This is a genomic window from Ferrovibrio terrae, from assembly GCF_943372915.1.
GTDB classification, from domain to species: Bacteria; Pseudomonadota; Alphaproteobacteria; order Ferrovibrionales; family Ferrovibrionaceae; genus Ferrovibrio; species Ferrovibrio terrae_A.
This window is the reverse complement of sequence record NZ_CALSAN010000006.1, coordinates 106,013-121,488: the sequence shown is the minus strand read 5'-3', so window position 1 is coordinate 121,488 and position 15,476 is coordinate 106,013. Positions and strand designations below refer to the sequence as shown.

Genomic DNA, 15,476 nt, shown 5'->3' with positions numbered 1-15,476 from the left:
ATGTGCGGGGGTGAGTCAAACATGAAATCTGTGACCGAATCGGCTATGTTTGATTGACAGGTTTTTGCCACATTCCTCGTATCACTATGACTCGCCGACTTATTTGGGATTCGCTTATGCACCGCCTTTTGTTCGCCGCCGTCATGCTATTTGCCGCCCTCGCGGCCGGCCCGAGTTTTGCCCAGGACAAGGCGACCCGGGCGGCGGCCGAGCGGCTGATGACCACCATCGGGCTGGAAAAGCGCGTCGAGGCGATCACCCAGCTCTATCTGAACTTCCTGCCCAACGGCACGGCCGCCGAGCAGCAGCGCGCCGCCGACCTGCGCCAGCGCGCGCCCACCGCCGGGCCGCGCTTCCGCGGCGCAGTGGTCAATGCCGCGGCCACCAGCTACACCCCGGCCGAACTCGGTGCGCTGGATGCCTATTTCGCCAGCGGCGAGGGGCAGCGCCTGCTGACCACGGTGCTGACCCGCGCCGTGCTCGGCGCCGGCAGCAAGGGCGGCGTGAAGGCCAGTGACATCCTGCGGCCCGAGGAACTGCCGCTGGACAATCCCGCCCTGCAGGCCGCCGCGGCCAAATATCCCAGCTTCGAGACCAAGGCCCGCGCCGAGCTGCAACGCGAATTCGCCCAGGAAATCGCCCTGATTACGGCGCGTTAGGTTTTGCATCGCGCCGGTTGCATTCCGGCGTATGTCGTGATGCGAACACACGTTTAGCGATACTTTTTCCTTGACCTTTGCGCCGCTTTTATGCGCTGCTTGGCCAGACCGATGATCGCCTGATCCCAGAAGGGAGCGGCGACTGACCGGGGCGGTGGAGTCAGGGAGAATCCCGTGACGAGTATCAGCAGCCTGAGCAGCGGCCTCGCCGCGCTTACCCTCCTTACAGATGCAGCCCGCAAACCGGGCACGGCTGCATCTTCCCCTGCAGCGGCCACCATCCGTCCCGCGATCAAGCCTGCCGCGACTGTATCGCCGGCCGCCGCGCCGCAATCGCCCGCATCCCTGATGCCGGGCGTGACCAGCACCAAAATTACGGTGAGTACGCAGGTCGCTCCGCAGAACGTGATCAGCAGCGTGGACGCGTTGCAGAAGGCGGGACGGAACGTGGCCGAATTCGATCACCCGATGGGAGCGCCGACCTGGCAGGATTCGTTCGAAGCCTATGTGCGCAGCCGCTACGCCGCGGCGGTGCCCTACAACGAAACCGGCGAGACCATCGACTTCAAGGTGGTCGAGGTCTTTGGCAACGCCAGGACTGATACCGGTTCCAGCAATGATGTGGTCTTCGTCCATCACAATGGCACGGTATCGACCGGCAATGGCGCTGACTTCGTCTATCTCGGTGCGAATGGAACGGCTCATCTGGGCAACGGCGACGATTTCGCCTATCAGGCGATGAATTCGCGCGTCTATGGCGGGAATGGCAACGACACGTTCCATGTCGTAGCGAATGGTTTGGCCTTTGGCGAAGCCGGCAACGACAGCTTCCGGCTGGATCAAAATGGCACCGCCCATGGCGGCGCGGGCGACGATACGTTCAAGACGTTCAGCACTAGCACAGTTTATGGCGATGCCGGAAACGACCGGTTCGAGGTCGGGAGTCTCTCGACAGCCTATGGCGGCGATGGCGACGACGTCATGCACACCACAGGCAGCGGCAGGATGTATGGCGGAAATGGCAGCGACACACTGTCCGGCTATGGGCGGCTGAGCAGGTATAACGGCGGCACCGGCAATGACGTGATCAATCTCCTGGGAAGGCCGAGCGGGTCTGGCACCATCGAATATGCGCGTGGCGATGGCCATGATACCGTCACGAGTAAAGACCCCGGTGGGAGTTTCGATACGCTCAGGCTGGATCTCGGGAAGGGCATAACCAGGGACGATGTCGAGGTCACGGCGACTGCGGAGGGCCTGCGGATCAGCTTCAGTGGGCAGGATGGCTCGATTCTGCTGCAGGGTTACCAGAAGGGTCTGGTGACCATGAGTTTCGCTGACGGCAGCAAGCGCGCCGTCGGGACAGCCGAAGACATCGCAATGGCAGAGCAGAAGGCCGAGGCGGCGAAACAGAATGCTGCGGCGGCGCGACAGGCCGCAGTTGACGCCGCCAACGCCTCGATGGCCCACAAGATCAACCTCAAGGCCTGATCAGGCCATCCTCTGTCCCGCAATGCCAGAAGGCGATCGCAGGGCGGGGTAAAGCGAGTTTCGTTTCAGGTGGTCCAGAATCGGGCCGTATCGACGGAAGGGAGAACCCCATGTCATCCGTGACGCAGACTGAGTCGCAATCCGCTTATACCCTGGCTTATGCACGCGCGAGCGATACATCGGCTTTGGCTGTCCGCGTTAACGTTAACACGGTGCAGACGAACGCCAAGCCCACGCCGAAACCGGTGCCGGTCCAAGGCGGCGAGGGTGTGAAGAAGACGGAAGAAGATTCGGTTTCGCTGTCGCCGGATGCCGACCGTCTGCAGAACATGCTGAAAGCGCTAAAGACCCTGTCGAAGCTGGCGGATCACATGGTCGCGGCCAGCCGGGAAATCCGCGACAAGCTCAAAGCGCTGGATCGCGGCACCGTGGCGGGTGTGCAGATCACGGTCGAGAAGATTTCGATTTCCATCTCCATCAGCAGTACCACGGTCCAGGTGGCGCAGCCCGTGACCTACCGGCCGTCCACGCAGACTCCCGCACCGGCCGGCAGTGATGACGTGATCGCGGCCAGCGGCCGGACCGTGATCCGCAGCGGCAATGGCAACGACACGATTGCGGCTGGCGCGGGCGCGGATATCGATGCCGGTGCCGGCAACGACACGGTTGCCGCCGGCCGCAATTCCACGGTCGCCGGTGGTGCGGGCAATGACACGATTGCAGCCGGCGCCGGGACGACGGTCGAGGGCGGTGCCGGCAGCGATGTGATCGCCGTGGGACCGGGCGGCAGCGTCTCGGGCGGCGAGGGTGACGATGTGATTGCAGGTGCGGCCAACAGCAGCGTGCATGGCGATGCCGGCAATGACACCATCGCGGTGGCCAGCAACAGCCAGGCCAGCGGAGGCGCCGGCAACGACACCATCGCCGTGGGCAATGGCAGCACGGTGACCGGCGGTGCAGGCAATGACGTGATCGCCGTCGGCAAGGGGGCCACGATCACCTATTCCCGTTCCGGCGTCGCTGGCGGCGATGGCAACGATACGGTCAGCGGCGCTTACGGCAGCGAGGGTTCGAAGCTGAAGCTGAATGGCATTGCGCAGGCGGCTGTGCAGGCCGAACTGGTTGGCAAAGACCTGAAGTTGACCTTCCAGGACAGCAGCGGGTCGATCACCTTCAAGGATTTTCAGGGCGAGGGGCCGCAGCTGGTTTTCTCAAACGGCGCAACCATGGATGTAAAAGTCCTGCTGGTACAGGCGGGGTGAGCGCACCCGGGCTGGCCTCAAGGTAATGGTTTTCCGGGCTTTTCCCGGCTTTCTCGTGGTTGCCGCACTGCGACCGAGACTTGCCCGGCCGCGCCTGTAATGCCATAGTCCGGCAGGATTTTTCGGCCGGATTCCCGGCCTGAGGGTGGCAGTCCCATGAGTCTGATCGGCACCAAGCTTTTCACCTGGTGGAAGGGCGAACTCGTCGGCACCGACGGGTTCGGCAATCGCTATTTCCGCACCAAGAGCGGCGCGGCCAAGAAGCGCTGGGTGCTCTACAACGGCAAGGCGGAAGCCTCCAAGGTGCCGCCGGAATGGCACGCCTGGCTGCACTACACCATCGATGACGCGCCGATCCATGGCGTTGAGCGCAAGCCGTGGGAGAAGGACCATCTGCCCAATCTGAGCGGCACGCCCTACGCCTACCGGCCGCAGGGCAGCGTCGCCAAGGGCGGCCAGCGCGCGGCCGCGACCGGCGACTATCAGGCCTGGCAGCCTGAATAACGACAAGAGCAGGCAGGGGCGGCAAGCATGAACGGCAATCTGGTCGAGACGCTGATCGGCGCAGTGGTACTGCTGGTCGCAGGCTTTTTCCTGGCCTTTGCCTATACCACCGGCGGTGTCGGCGGCGGGCGCATGAATGGCTACGAGCTGCAGGCGCGCTTCAACCGCGCCGATGGCCTGGTCACCGGCGGCGATGTGCGGCTCAGCGGCATCAAGATCGGCACCGTGACCAAGCAGACGCTCGATCCCAAAACCTTCGATGCCATCGTGACCTTCAGCGTCGACAGCCGCTACCAGCTGCCCGACGACAGCGCAGTGAAGATCGCCTCCGAAGGCCTGCTGGGCGGCAACTTCATTTCGGTCGAGCCCGGCGGGAGCAACACCGCCCTGAAGCCGGGGTCCGAGATCAAGTTCACGCAAGGCTCCGTCAACCTGATGGATCTGATCGGGCAGGCGATTTTCAGCGCAACCGGCGCCGGCAAGGATAAGCCTGCCGATGGTGGCGCCGAACTGAGCCCGCTGCCCAAGGCGAACTGAAAGCTGCTGTGCTGCGTTTCCTGTGCCGCTGTCTGATGCTGTTGCCGGTGCTGTGGGCCCCGGCTGTGTTGGCGCAGCTTTCCGATGCCCAGCCGCAATATCCCTCGACGCCCATGCCGATCGCCGTGCTGCAGGGGCTGGATAAGATCACCGCACGCATCTACACCTTTGAGGCGCCGGTGGACCAGACCATCGGTTTCGGCACACTGAAGGTGACGGTGCGGGCCTGCCGCAAACGGCCGCCGGAATATCCGCCGGAAAGCACCGCCTTCCTCGAGATCCTCGAACAGCGGCCCCAACAGCAGGCCATTGCACTCTTTCAGGGCTGGATGTTTGCCTCCAGTCCGGGCCTCAACCCGCTGGAACACGCGGTCTATGACGTGTGGCTGATCGACTGCAAAACCAGTTCGGGCGGCGCATCGGCGCCCAGGCAGTAGAAATCTGCCCGGCGCGGCAGCGCGTCCATCAGCAGTTCCAGATAATCGTCGCGCTTCACCTCGATGGCGCCGAACTGTTTCAGGTGTTCGGTGACGAACTGCGTATCCAGCAGGGTGAAGCCGCCGGCGATCAGCCGGCCGACCAGATGCACCAGCGCAACCTTTGAGGCATCGGTGGCGCGGCTGAACATGCTCTCGCCGAAAAACGCCGCACCCAGCCTTACGCCATACAGCCCGCCGACCATGGCACCAGACTCGTCGTAGCATTCGACGCTATGGGCAAAGCCTAAGCGATGCAGCTCGGTATAGGCGTCGCGGATTTCCTGGTTGATCCAGGTGCTGTGGCGCTGCGGATGTGGCGTGGGCTCGGCACAGGCGGCAATCACGCCAGCGAAGTCGTGGTCGATGCACACGGTGTAGACGCCCTGGCGTACTTTGCGGGCCAGCTTGCGCGGCAGGTGGAAGTGATCGAGCGGCAGGATGCCGCGCCTGGTGGGATAGACCCAGAAGTGGCCCGGATCATCGGCGGAATCCGACATCGGGAAATAGCCGCGGGCATAGGCCTGCAGCAGCAGTTCAGGCGTCAGCGGCTCGGGATGCGCGCTCATGCTTTACAAGCTAGCACGCATCCCGCCGGGATCAATTCTGCCGGCCTCAATTTTGCCTGGCGATGAACTCTTCCAGCCAGTGGATGTCATAGGCGCCGTTGACGAAATCGGGTTCGTTGATCAGCGCCAGATGCAGCGGGATGGTGGTTTCCAGACCGCCGATCACATATTCCTCCAGCGACCGGCGCAGGCGCATCAGGCATTCGTTGCGGCTGGTGCCATGCACGATCAGCTTGCCGATCAGCGAGTCATAATGCGGCGGGATCTGGTAGCCGGTGTAAAGCGCGGAATCGACGCGCACACCCAGGCCGCCAGGCGCATGATAGTCGGTGACGCGGCCGGGCGAGGGCGCGAAGGTGCGCGGATTCTCGGCATTGATGCGGCATTCGATGGCATGGCCGGAAAACTTGATGTCGTCCTGCGTATAGCCAAGCGGCGCGCCATCGGCGATGCGCAGCTGCTCGCGCACCAGATCGAGGCCGGTGATCGCTTCGGTCACCGGATGCTCCACCTGCAGGCGGGTATTCATCTCGATGAAATAGAATTCGCCATTCTCGAACAGGAATTCGATGGTGCCGGCGCCGCGATAATTCAGCTTGGAGATCGCCTTGGCGGCGATGTCGCCGATGGTCTTGCGCTGCGCGTCATTCAGCGCCGGCGAGCGGGCTTCTTCCAGCACCTTCTGGTGCCGGCGCTGCAGCGAGCAGTCGCGTTCGCCCAGATGCACCGCATTGCCCTGGCCGTCGCCGAAAATCTGGATCTCGATATGGCGCGGGCGGGCGAGATATTTCTCGACATAAACCTGGTCGTTGCCAAAGGCATTGCGCGCTTCCGAGCGCGCCTGCTGCAGCGCTGTGCCGAACTCGGCCGGCGAACGCACCACCTTCATGCCGCGGCCGCCGCCGCCGGCGGTGGCCTTGATCAGCACGGGATAGCCCATGTCGGCGGCAAGCTTGAGGCCCTGTTCCTCGGTTTCCACCGCACCCTTCGAGCCCGGCACGACCGGAATACCGAGTTCGCGGGCGGCATCCTTGGCGGTGATCTTGTCGCCCATCAGCTTGATATGCTCGGGCGTCGGGCCGATGAAGGTGATGCCATGCGCCTCGACGATCTCGGCGAATTTGGCATTCTCCGAGAGGAAGCCGTAGCCGGGATGGATCGCTTCGGCGCCGGTGATCTCGGCAGCCGAGATAATGGCAGGGATGTTCAGGTAGCTCTGGCTCGACGGCGGCGGGCCGATGCAGACGGACTCATCGGCAATGCGCACATGCATGGCATCGGCATCGGCGGTGGAATGCACCGCCACGGTGCGGATGCCCATCTCGCGGCAGGCACGATGGATGCGGAGCGCGATTTCGCCGCGATTGGCAATCAGCACCTTCTCAAACATGATACGCGGCCCTGTTCTGTGTTGCTTGGGCTGACGTTATTCGATGATCAGCAGCGGCTGGCCGAATTCGACCGGCTGCTGATTCTCGATCAGGATGCGCGCGACGCGACCACCCTTGGGCGCGGTGATCGGGTTCATGGTCTTCATCGCTTCGACGATCAGCACAGTCTGGCCGGCATTGACGCTGTCGCCGATCTTGATAAAGGCGGCGGCGCCCGGCTCCGGCGCGGTGTAGACGGTGCCGACCATCGGCGACTTCACGGCGCCCGGATGGCTGGCATCGTCGCTGGCCGCCGGCGCGCCGCCGGCGGCGGCAACGGCCGCGGCAGCAGCGGCCGCGGCGACCGGTGCGGCGGCATAGACCGGCGTGCCGGCCTTGGTGACGCGGACCTTCAGCGGGCCTTCGCTCCACTCGATCTCGGTCAGGCCGGTCTCGTTCAGCAGATCGGCGAGGTCGCGGATCATCTGCTGGTCGACCCGGCTGCTGCTGGCGGGCTTGGCGGCTTTATCCTTGGGCGCGGAGGCCATGCGCTACTCCTGTATTCTCAAATAGACAGACGAAACGGTTCAGACGATATCGGCCAGCGCTTCGAGCGCCAGCACGTAACCCTTCGGCCCGAAGCCGCAGATCATCCCCTTCGCCGCAAGCGAAACGTAGGAATGATGGCGGAAGTTTTCGCGCCGGTGGATGTTGGACAGATGCACCTCGACGCAGGGCTTCTCGGCCGCATTGAGGGCATCGAGAATGGCGACCGAGGTGTGGGTATAGGCACCGGCATTCAGCACGATGCCGGCGGCCTTGGAACGGGCTTCCTGGATCCAGGTGACCAGTTCGCCCTCGAGGTTGCTCTGGCGGAAGGAAATGGCGAGGCCGAGCCGGCTGGCGGCGGCGGCGCAGAGCCGCTCCACATCGGCCAGGGTGTCGTGGCCATAGATCTCGGGCTGGCGCAGGCCGAGCATGTTGAGGTTCGGGCCGTTCAGCACATAGATCAGCGGTTTGCCGCCGGCCTGCTTCGAGGCGGCGGTGCGCTTGCCGTTTGCTGCCGATTTCTGTGCTTTCGCCATGCGATTCCCAGAGCTTCTCGCGACCAGACCGCCTGCCGTACACCATCGCGGAAGCCCGGGCAACCCGTTGATCCCGCCGAGGGATTCTGCTGGGCGGCGCGGGCTGTGACAGGGCCTGAAAGCATCCACAGCCCAGGTCCGGTGTTCGCGCTATGTTTCACGTGAAACAGGTCCGGCCGGTTAAACCATGCTATCCGGCGCTTATTCCGGCTTGTTTCGGCTTATGCGACGCTTATTCCAGCTTATTCGATGCTTATTCCGTCTTATTTCATACCAAAGGCATCTTAAGTGATTGTTTTCATTAAAATATGTTGTTGAGCCCATATGGGGTGGCTGCCGGCTTTCGGCAAGGTGCGGCGGCGGGAGATTGCCAATCCCGGGTGCTGCGGGGTAAGCCGGGGGCATGACCGCAGAAAGCCAGACCTCAGACGCCGCGCCGCGTCTGCATGCCGAAATCAACCCGGTGACGCCGTTCCAGCAGAACTGCTCGCTGATCTGGTGCCCCGAGACCATGCGTGGCGCGCTGGTCGATGCCGGCGGCGAGCCGGAGAAGCTGCTGGCCGCAGCAAAGCGCCATGGCGTGACGCTGGAAAAGCTGCTGGTGACGCATGGCCATCTGGATCATGCCGGCGCGGTGATGGAGATCGCGGAACAGCTCGGCCTGCCCATCGAGGGGCCGCATGTGGATGACAAGTTCTGGATCGACGGCATGCCGGCCGCGGCGCAGCAATATGGCTTTCCGCCGAGCCGCAGCTTCACGCCGACGCGCTGGCTGCAGGACGGCGATACGGTCACCGTCGGCAACCTGGTGCTCGATGTGATCCACTGCCCGGGCCATACGCCGGGCCATGTGGTGTTCTACCACGCGCCGTCGCAGGCAGCACTGGTGGGCGACGTGCTGTTCCAGGGCTCGATCGGCCGCACGGATTTTCCCAAGGGCAACCATGCCGACCTGATCCGCTCGATCCGCGAGAAGCTGTTTCCGCTGGGTGACGGCATCACGTTTGTGCCGGGCCATGGACCGCTGTCGACGTTTGGGCAGGAGCGGCAGAACAATCCGTTCGTGTCGGATCGGGCGGTGGGGGGCGGGTGATGAAAATCAAGCTTGCACGAAAACTGACTTGTCTTTTGCTCTTCGTCGTACTTGCGAGCTGTACCAAAGAGATTGAAGTTTATAAGGCGGATGGCAACCAAACCGCTGCGAATGCGGGCGCGCTCTTGCAATTGGCAGAAGGTGTCGAGGTGGCGATCAGTATGGCTCCTGGTGACACGGGAATAGGAATATTCCTAAGCGTGATTTTGTCCAACGGTACAAGCCTCCAGCTGGACAGTGATGAGCTTCAGTTGACCGTCCTGCCTAATGGTGGCGAAGCCGTTGCGCATTTATCCTCATTCCGGTTTTCGCATTATGGCCGCAATGGCAAGCCGGGCTATTTTGAGAGTTTCCCGGCGACGGACACGTTGAAGGGCCTCGGGCGCCATGACGATATTGTAACGCCAAATACACAGTATCTTCGTAATGACCGATTTGGGGCGACGGCTGCATTTGTCGCCGCTCGACCTTCCCGCATCAGGCTGACACTGCCTCCCATGAAGGTGAATGGCTTGTCGCGAAAGGTTAGTCCGCTCGAGTTTGTTCTGACATCGCAAGTGATCAATGTGCCGCTTCAGTGATGATCGGTGATACACCATCGATCCGACCAATCGCATTTTTTCGGTTGATACTCTCGTTGTATCGAATGGTTTGATGTTTCTTTCCCGCGAAAGCCGGAACCCGGTCTTGTCGTTTGATGGATACCCGCTTTCGCAGGGACGACGAAAATAAGCTGTCACCCTCGGGCCCAGGAAATGCTTATGGCCGAGGGTCCATCCCGTCTTTCCGCGCATCGGAACATATCAATGGACCCTCGGAATAAATCCGAGGGTGACGGTTTTTGTAGGGGCGGCTTACGGCCCCGTATACTTCACCACCGTCTGGTCAATCGCGCCGAAGATCGACTGGCCGTCGGTGCCGGTCATCTCCATGCGCACATGATCGCCGAAGCTCATGAACGGCGTCTTCGGCTTGCCGTCGGCAATCGTTTCGATCATGCGGATTTCGGCCAGGCAGGAAAACCCTTTCGAGGCATCGCGGTTCGACACCGTGCCGCTGCCAACGATGCAGCCGGCGCGCAGCCGCCGCGTCTTCGCCGCATGGGCGATCAGGTCGGCGAGGCTGAACTGCATGTCGGCGCCGGCATCCGGTGCGCCGAACTGCTGGCCGTTCAGATGCGTCACCAGTGGGCGATGCACCTTGTTGTCTTTCCAGGCGGCGCCCAGCTCATCGGGCGTGACCGCAACGGGCGCAATCGCCGTCGAGGGCTTGCCGTGGAAGAAGCCGAAGCCTTTCGCCAACTCGCCGGGGATCAGGTTGCGCAAGGACACATCGTTCACCAGCATCAGCAGGCGGATCTGTGTCGCGGCTTGAGCCGAAGTTGAACCCATCGGCACATCGCCGGTGATCGCCGCCACTTCGCCCTCGAAGTCGATGCCATAGGCCTCGTCGGCCACTTCGATATCGGCCGTCGGCGGCAGGAAGTCGTCCGAGCCGCCCTGGTACATCAGCGGATCATGCAGGAATTCCGGCGGCATCACGGCATTGCGCGCCTTGCGCACCAGCTCGACATGATTGAGATAGGCCGAGCCGTCGCACCACTGATAGGCGCGCGGCAGCGGCGCATGCAGCTTATGTGGATCATAGGCGATGGCGCCGGCGGCTTCGCCCTTGTTCAGCGCGTCGTATTGCTCCTGCAGTTTGGGCGCCATGGTGCTCCAGCTGTCGAGCGCCATCTGCAGGGTGGGGCAGAGCGCATCGACCGGCAGCATGGTTTTCAGATCGCGGCTGACGACACAGAGGCGGCCGTCGCGGCCATGCCGCAGCGAGGCGAGTTTCATGAGGTGAGGTCTCCCTAGTCGAAAATCTTAAATCGTCATGGCCGGACTTGTTCCGGCCATCCACGTCTTAAAGAAAGGCGTGGATCCCCGGGACAAGCCCGGGGATGACGGAATGTGGTGTCTTACTCCGCGGCCTGCTTGAACCCGTCCGGATTCCAGGTCGCCACATAGCCCTTGAATTCGATGCTTTCGGCGGCCGGTGCAACATCGAGTGCATCGCGGGTATCGAGCATCACCGCCACCTCGTCGGTCTCCTTGCGCGCGGCCTTGGCGCCGGCGGCAAAGGCCTTGGGATGCGGGCCATGCGGGAAGCCGCAGGGGTGCAGGCTGATCATGCCGGGATGGATGTTGTCGCGGCTGAAGAAGCTGCCCTTGTGATAGAAGATCACCTCGTCGTAATCGTCGTTGTTGTGGAAGAACGGCACCTTCAGGGCTTCCGGGTCGCTTTCGATCGGGCGCGGCACGAAGGTGCAGATGACAAAGCGCGAGGCCAGGAAGGTGGTATGCGCGCTGGGCGGCAGGTGATAGCGGTGGCTCATCAGCGGCCGGATGTCGCGCCAGTTCAGCTTGACCGCGGTGAGGTCGCCCTTCCAGCCCACCACATCGAGGGGATTGTAGGGATAGGTGACGGTGGAAAGCTGGTCGCGCCGCTTGATAACGACCTTCCACTGACCTGGTTTCTTCTGCTGTGCCTTGTAGGCGTCATCCAGCTTCGGGATTTGCAGCACGGCGGGATCGAAGATCGCATGCGGGCCGACGATGCCCTTGTCGGGCAGGCGGTAGCTGTCATTGGTCGCCTCGATCAGCAGGATCTTGCTCGGGCTCTTCGGCTCCAGGCGCCACATGGTGCCGCGCGGCAGCATGATGTAGTCGCCCTCTGAGTAGCTGAGATGGCCGAAGTCGCAGAACAGCTCGCCTTCGCCGTCATGCACGAACAGCAGCTCGTCGCCGTCGCCGTTGCGCACCAGATGATCCATCGCCTGCACCATCAGCATGTGGCGGTATTTCACATGGCTGTTGCTCATCAGGGTTCTGGCCTTCCACGGGCAGTCGACCGCATCGGCGAATTGTGCGGTATCGAAAGCGCGGGGTTTCAGCGGGCCTTCCCAGTCGATCCAGCCGGTCGGCGGATTCTGGTGATAGAGATGGGCGGCGGGGCCGAAGAAGCCCTCCTTGCCCATCTCGCGCTCATAGGTGCCTGCGGGCAGGCCGACATGGGCCTGTTTCGCGGCGTCGCCCTCGGTGTGGCTCATCGGAATCCAGTTTTTACCCATGGCATGTCCTCCCGGACCTGTTTTTTCTCAGTTGGCCTTCAGCACGCCGCGGCGGATCTGGTCGAGTTCGATCGACTCGAACAGCGCCTTGAAGTTGCCTTCGCCGAAGCCGTCATTGCCCTTGCGCTGGATGATCTCGTAGAAGATCGGGCCGATGGCATTCTCGGTGAAGATCTGCAGCAGCAGGCCCTGGCCCTTGGTCGGCGCGCCGTCGATCAGGATCTGCAATTCCTTCAGGCGGGCGACATCCTCGCCATGACCGGGCAGGCGGTCGTTGACCTGGTCGAAATAGGTGTCGTTGGTCGACTGGAAGGGCAGGTCGCGGCTGCGCAGCGCGCTGACCGTGCTGTAGATATCGTCGGTGCCCATCGCCACATGCTGGATGCCCTCGCCGTGATAGGCGTTCAGGTATTCGGCGATCTGCGACTTGTCGTCGGAGCTTTCGTTGATCGGGATGCGGATCTTGCCGCAGGGGCTGGTCATCGCCTTCGACTTCAGGCCGGTCAGCTTGCCCTCGATATCGAAATACTTGATCTCGCGGAAATTGAACAGGCGCTCGTAGAAGCTGGCCCATTCGCCCATGCGGCCACGATGCACGTTATGGGTCAGGTGATCGACATAGGTGAGGCCGACGCCCTTCGGATTGCGCTCCACACCTTCGATCGGCACGAAATCGACGTCATAGATGGTGCCGCGCGCGCCATAGCGGTCGACCAGATAGATCAGGCTGTCGCCGATGCCCTTGATGGCGGGGATGTTCAGTTCCATCGGGCCGGCATGGTTCTCGACGCCCCAGGCACCGAGTTCGACGGCGCGCTTGTAGGCCTTGGCGGCATCCTTGACGCGGAAAGCCATAGCGCAGATGGAGGGGCCATGGATGCGGGCAAAGCTCTGGGCGAAGCTGGCTGGCTCGGCGTTCAGGATGAAGTTCACATCGCCCTGGCGATACAGCGTCACGTTCTTGGAGCGGTGCTTCGCCACGGCCTGGAAGCCCATGCGCTCGAACAGCGCGGCCAGCTTAGCGGGTTCGGGTGCGGCATATTCGATGAATTCGAAACCGTCGGTGCCCATCGGGTTGTCGAACAGGTCGGCCATGGGGAACTATCCTCCCGGGAATGCGATATTGCGGTTGAGTCGCATATTAGTTACAATTGAAACTAAATTCAAGCATGGCCGTGTCGGATCGCTTTGACCGGCGGCAAAAGCAGGGGAAATGGCGAAAACAACACTGCAGCTCGACCGCTTTCTGCCCTACCGGCTGTCGGTGGTGACCAACCGCATCAGCGGCGCGCTGTCGCGCCACTATGCCGACCGCTTCGGCATCGGCATTCCAGAATGGCGGGTGATCGCCAATCTGGGCCGCACGCCGGGCCTGACCGCCAACGATGTGGTCGAACGCTCGGCAATGGACAAGGTGACGGTGAGCCGCGCGGTGGCGGCGCTGGAGCACAAGGGCCTGCTGAGCCGGGAGCGCGATGCGGGCGACAAGCGCAAGTCGCGGCTGACGCTCTCTGCCAAAGGCCAGACGGTCTATGCGGAGATCGCGCCGCTGGCGCTGGGCTTCGAGCGCGACCTGCTGACCGTGCTGACGGCGGATGAAGCAGCCCAGCTGGACCGCATCATCGACAAGCTGAACGGCAAGATGGACAGCCTCTAGGCTGCTGTCTTACTCCGAGGTCGGCGGCGTGACCTGCTTCTGCTGCTGGGCGGCGACCTTGGCTTCGAAATTCTTCTTGCCGCGACGATGCACGAAGAACAGCACGGTGCCGACCAGGGCGAAGATGCCCAGCATGATCAGGCCAAAATCCTTGGCGATATCGCCCAGCACCGCCTCGAAGGCGACGCCGAGCAGGTAGCCGCCCCAGGAAAACGCGTTGGCCCACAGGCCGGCGGCGATGAAGTTCAGCGCGGCGAAGCGCGGCCAGGAGATCAGGCTCATGCCCATGGCGAGCGAGGAGAAGTTGCGCACGCCATAGATGAAGCGGAAGCTGAGGATGAAGCCGACATGATATTTGTGCAGCATGTCGAGCGCGACATTGACGCCGCCCTGCAGCTTGGGGAAGCGCTTCAGCAGGCGGTGGCCATAATTGCGGCCGATCCAGAAATAGAGCTGGTCGCCGGAAAAGCTGCCCAGCCAGGCGGCGGCGATCAGCCAGTACATGTGCAGCAGGCCCTGGCTGGCCGCGGCACCGGCGAAGATCACAAAGGTCTCGCCTTCCAGGAAGGTCCAGACGAAGGTGATGATGTAGAACCACTCACGATACTGTTCGATCAGCTGGTAGATATCGATATCTGGCACGGTCGATCAGCCTCGCTCGGTCAAATCAGGCCGGCGAGCGGCGATGATGGGTCGGCATAGAGTTTCTTTGGCATGCGGCCGGCCTGGTAGGCGAGGCGGCCGGCCTCGATGGCCAGTTTCATGGCGCGCGCCATGCGGATGGGATCTTTCGCTTCGGCAATCGCGGTGTTCATCAGCACGCCATCACAGCCCAGTTCCATCGCCACGGCGGCGTCCGACGCGGTGCCGACGCCGGCATCGACCAGCACAGGCACTTTCGCATTCTCGATGATGATGCGGATAGTGACCGGGTTCTGCAGGCCCAGCCCGGAGCCGATCGGTGCGGCCAGGGGCATGATGGCACAGGCGCCGAGGTCTTCCAGCTTCTTGGCCGCGATCGGATCGTCGGCGCAGTAGACCATGACGTCGAAGCCGTCCTTCACCAGCAGCTTGGTGGCGGCCAGCGTGGCTTCCATGTCGGGATAGAGCGTCTTCTGGTCGCCCAGCACTTCCAGTTTCACCAGCTTCCAGCCGCCGGCCTCGCGCGCCAGCCGCAGCGTGCGCACCGCATCATCGGCGGTGTAGCAGCCGGCCGTGTTTGGCAGGTAGGTGTATTTCTTCGGGTCGACGAAATCGACCAGCATCGGTTTGTTGCGGTCGGTGACATTCACGCGCCGCACCGCAACAGTGACGATCTCGGCCCCGGAAGCCTCGATGGCCAGCCTGGTCTCTTCGAAATCCTTGTATTTGCCGGTGCCGACCAGCAGGCGCGAGCGGAAACGCTGGCCCGCTACCTCGAAATAATCGTCGCTGCCGGGAGGGAGGGGCGCGTTGCCGCCGCCGATGAAATGCACGATCTCGATCTTGTCGCCGTCGTTCAGGCCGGTGGCGGAATAAGCCGAGCGCGGCACGATTTCGCGGTTCAATTCAATGGCAATCTTGCGTGCGTCGAGGTCGAGCACCGACAGCAGTTCGGCCACGGTGGCCGATCCTGTCATGTCCCGCGTCTCGCCGTTGATCGTCAGGCGCATATCCAA

Annotated in this window: 18 protein-coding genes; 9 read left to right on the top strand and 9 right to left on the bottom strand. The window is 62.7% G+C overall.

The window, feature by feature from the left end:
- Positions 1–116 precede the first annotated feature (116 nt).
- From AAG821_RS06345 to AAG821_RS06320, 6 genes are all read left to right on the top strand, one after another.
- Positions 117–659 carry a hypothetical protein gene (locus AAG821_RS06345; protein WP_341912793.1) on the top strand — a complete coding sequence of 181 codons (543 nt, stop codon included), beginning with the start codon at positions 117–119 and terminating at the stop codon, positions 657–659.
- 174 nt (positions 660–833) lie between these two features.
- Complete coding sequence (locus tag AAG821_RS06340; protein ID WP_341912792.1) at positions 834–2,150, top strand: hypothetical protein; 1,317 nt, start codon at positions 834–836, stop codon at positions 2,148–2,150.
- Positions 2,151–2,260: 110 nt separating this feature from the next.
- Complete coding sequence (locus AAG821_RS06335; protein ID WP_341912790.1) at positions 2,261–3,412, top strand: hypothetical protein; 1,152 nt, start codon at positions 2,261–2,263, stop codon at positions 3,410–3,412.
- A 156-nt stretch (positions 3,413–3,568) separates the two neighbouring features.
- A complete protein-coding gene (locus AAG821_RS06330) occupies positions 3,569–3,916 on the top strand; it encodes an NADH:ubiquinone oxidoreductase subunit NDUFA12 (RefSeq protein WP_341899292.1) in 348 nt (115 codons plus the stop codon).
- A gap of 27 nt (positions 3,917–3,943) precedes the next feature.
- Positions 3,944–4,453 carry an outer membrane lipid asymmetry maintenance protein MlaD gene (mlaD, locus tag AAG821_RS06325; RefSeq protein WP_341912788.1) on the top strand — a complete coding sequence of 170 codons (510 nt, stop codon included), beginning with the start codon at positions 3,944–3,946 and terminating at the stop codon, positions 4,451–4,453.
- A gap of 8 nt (positions 4,454–4,461) precedes the next feature.
- A complete protein-coding gene (locus AAG821_RS06320) occupies positions 4,462–4,890 on the top strand; it encodes a DUF2155 domain-containing protein (RefSeq protein ID WP_341912786.1) in 429 nt (142 codons plus the stop codon).
- Here the strand turns inward: AAG821_RS06320 and aat are convergent.
- From aat to aroQ, 4 genes are read right to left on the bottom strand one after another with little or no spacing between them, the layout of a single operon-like run.
- A complete protein-coding gene (gene aat, locus AAG821_RS06315; protein WP_341912784.1) occupies positions 4,827–5,498 on the bottom strand; it encodes a leucyl/phenylalanyl-tRNA--protein transferase in 672 nt (223 codons plus the stop codon). The two genes, AAG821_RS06320 and aat, sit on opposite strands and share 64 nt — an antisense overlap.
- Positions 5,499–5,544: 46 nt before the next feature.
- Positions 5,545–6,888 (bottom strand): acetyl-CoA carboxylase biotin carboxylase subunit, encoded by a 1,344-nt coding sequence (accC, locus tag AAG821_RS06310; RefSeq protein ID WP_341912782.1) that lies wholly within the window; start codon positions 6,886–6,888, stop codon positions 5,545–5,547.
- Between the two features lie 36 nt (positions 6,889–6,924).
- The gene (accB, locus tag AAG821_RS06305; protein ID WP_341912780.1) at positions 6,925–7,416 is read right to left on the bottom strand and encodes an acetyl-CoA carboxylase biotin carboxyl carrier protein; all 492 of its coding nucleotides are present in this window, start codon (positions 7,414–7,416) and stop codon (positions 6,925–6,927) included.
- 39 nt (positions 7,417–7,455) lie between these two features.
- On the bottom strand, positions 7,456–7,953 hold the full coding sequence (gene aroQ, locus AAG821_RS06300) for a type II 3-dehydroquinate dehydratase (protein ID WP_341912778.1): 498 nt from the start codon (positions 7,951–7,953) through the stop codon (positions 7,456–7,458).
- Positions 7,954–8,356: 403 nt separating this feature from the next.
- On the opposite strand from aroQ, the gene AAG821_RS06295 reads away from it, so the two are divergent.
- Together AAG821_RS06295 and AAG821_RS06290 are read left to right on the top strand one after the other, a co-directional pair.
- Entirely contained in the window at positions 8,357–9,046 is a 690-nt protein-coding gene (locus AAG821_RS06295; protein WP_341912776.1) for an MBL fold metallo-hydrolase, read from the top strand.
- Positions 9,046–9,627: a hypothetical protein gene (locus AAG821_RS06290; RefSeq protein ID WP_341912775.1), complete on the top strand. Its 582-nt coding sequence runs from the start codon at positions 9,046–9,048 to the stop codon at positions 9,625–9,627. Before AAG821_RS06295 ends, AAG821_RS06290 begins: the two co-directional genes overlap by 1 nt.
- Before the next feature lie 273 nt (positions 9,628–9,900).
- On the opposite strand, the gene AAG821_RS06285 is transcribed toward AAG821_RS06290, so the two are convergent.
- The 3 genes from AAG821_RS06285 to hppD all read right to left on the bottom strand — a co-directional run bounded on the left by AAG821_RS06285 (position 9,901) and on the right by hppD (position 13,256).
- A complete protein-coding gene (locus tag AAG821_RS06285) occupies positions 9,901–10,887 on the bottom strand; it encodes a fumarylacetoacetate hydrolase family protein (protein ID WP_341912774.1) in 987 nt (328 codons plus the stop codon).
- Positions 10,888–11,009: 122 nt separating this feature from the next.
- Positions 11,010–12,161 (bottom strand): homogentisate 1,2-dioxygenase, encoded by a 1,152-nt coding sequence (locus AAG821_RS06280; RefSeq protein ID WP_341912773.1) that lies wholly within the window; start codon positions 12,159–12,161, stop codon positions 11,010–11,012.
- Between the two features lie 27 nt (positions 12,162–12,188).
- Positions 12,189–13,256, bottom strand: coding sequence for a 4-hydroxyphenylpyruvate dioxygenase (gene hppD, locus AAG821_RS06275; protein WP_341895976.1), 1,068 nt, complete (start codon positions 13,254–13,256; stop codon positions 12,189–12,191).
- Positions 13,257–13,374: 118 nt separating this feature from the next.
- On the opposite strand from hppD, the gene AAG821_RS06270 reads away from it, so the two are divergent.
- The gene (locus AAG821_RS06270; RefSeq protein ID WP_341912772.1) at positions 13,375–13,818 is read left to right on the top strand and encodes a MarR family winged helix-turn-helix transcriptional regulator; all 444 of its coding nucleotides are present in this window, start codon (positions 13,375–13,377) and stop codon (positions 13,816–13,818) included.
- Positions 13,819–13,827: 9 nt separating this feature from the next.
- Here the strand turns inward: AAG821_RS06270 and AAG821_RS06265 are convergent, their stop codons facing one another.
- Both AAG821_RS06265 and thiS read right to left on the bottom strand, forming a co-directional pair.
- The gene (locus tag AAG821_RS06265; RefSeq protein ID WP_341912770.1) at positions 13,828–14,460 is read right to left on the bottom strand and encodes a DedA family protein; all 633 of its coding nucleotides are present in this window, start codon (positions 14,458–14,460) and stop codon (positions 13,828–13,830) included.
- Positions 14,461–14,480: 20 nt separating this feature from the next.
- A complete protein-coding gene (thiS, locus tag AAG821_RS06260; protein ID WP_341912769.1) occupies positions 14,481–15,470 on the bottom strand; it encodes a sulfur carrier protein ThiS in 990 nt (329 codons plus the stop codon).
- Positions 15,471–15,476 lie beyond the last annotated feature (6 nt).

Bases quoted from the DNA above. Each gene is read 5' to 3' on its own strand.
- AAG821_RS06335 (WP_341912790.1), top strand. From the start codon at position 2,261: ATGTCATCCGTGACGCAGACTGAGTCGCAATCCGCTTATACCCTGGCT.
- aat (WP_341912784.1), bottom strand. From the start codon at position 5,498: ATGAGCGCGCATCCCGAGCCGCTGACGCCTGAACTGCTGCTGCAGGCC.
- thiS (WP_341912769.1), bottom strand. From the start codon at position 15,470: ATGCGCCTGACGATCAACGGCGAGACGCGGGACATGACAGGATCGGCC.
- mlaD (WP_341912788.1), top strand. From the start codon at position 3,944: ATGAACGGCAATCTGGTCGAGACGCTGATCGGCGCAGTGGTACTGCTG.
- accB (WP_341912780.1), bottom strand. From the start codon at position 7,416: ATGGCCTCCGCGCCCAAGGATAAAGCCGCCAAGCCCGCCAGCAGCAGC.
- AAG821_RS06345 (WP_341912793.1), top strand. From the start codon at position 117: ATGCACCGCCTTTTGTTCGCCGCCGTCATGCTATTTGCCGCCCTCGCG.
- AAG821_RS06290 (WP_341912775.1), top strand. From the start codon at position 9,046: ATGAAAATCAAGCTTGCACGAAAACTGACTTGTCTTTTGCTCTTCGTC.
- hppD (WP_341895976.1), bottom strand. From the start codon at position 13,256: ATGGCCGACCTGTTCGACAACCCGATGGGCACCGACGGTTTCGAATTC.
- accC (WP_341912782.1), bottom strand. From the start codon at position 6,888: ATGTTTGAGAAGGTGCTGATTGCCAATCGCGGCGAAATCGCGCTCCGC.
- aroQ (WP_341912778.1), bottom strand. From the start codon at position 7,953: ATGGCGAAAGCACAGAAATCGGCAGCAAACGGCAAGCGCACCGCCGCC.
- AAG821_RS06270 (WP_341912772.1), top strand. From the start codon at position 13,375: ATGGCGAAAACAACACTGCAGCTCGACCGCTTTCTGCCCTACCGGCTG.
- AAG821_RS06280 (WP_341912773.1), bottom strand. From the start codon at position 12,161: ATGGGTAAAAACTGGATTCCGATGAGCCACACCGAGGGCGACGCCGCG.
- AAG821_RS06330 (WP_341899292.1), top strand. From the start codon at position 3,569: ATGAGTCTGATCGGCACCAAGCTTTTCACCTGGTGGAAGGGCGAACTC.
- AAG821_RS06285 (WP_341912774.1), bottom strand. From the start codon at position 10,887: ATGAAACTCGCCTCGCTGCGGCATGGCCGCGACGGCCGCCTCTGTGTC.
- AAG821_RS06295 (WP_341912776.1), top strand. From the start codon at position 8,357: ATGACCGCAGAAAGCCAGACCTCAGACGCCGCGCCGCGTCTGCATGCC.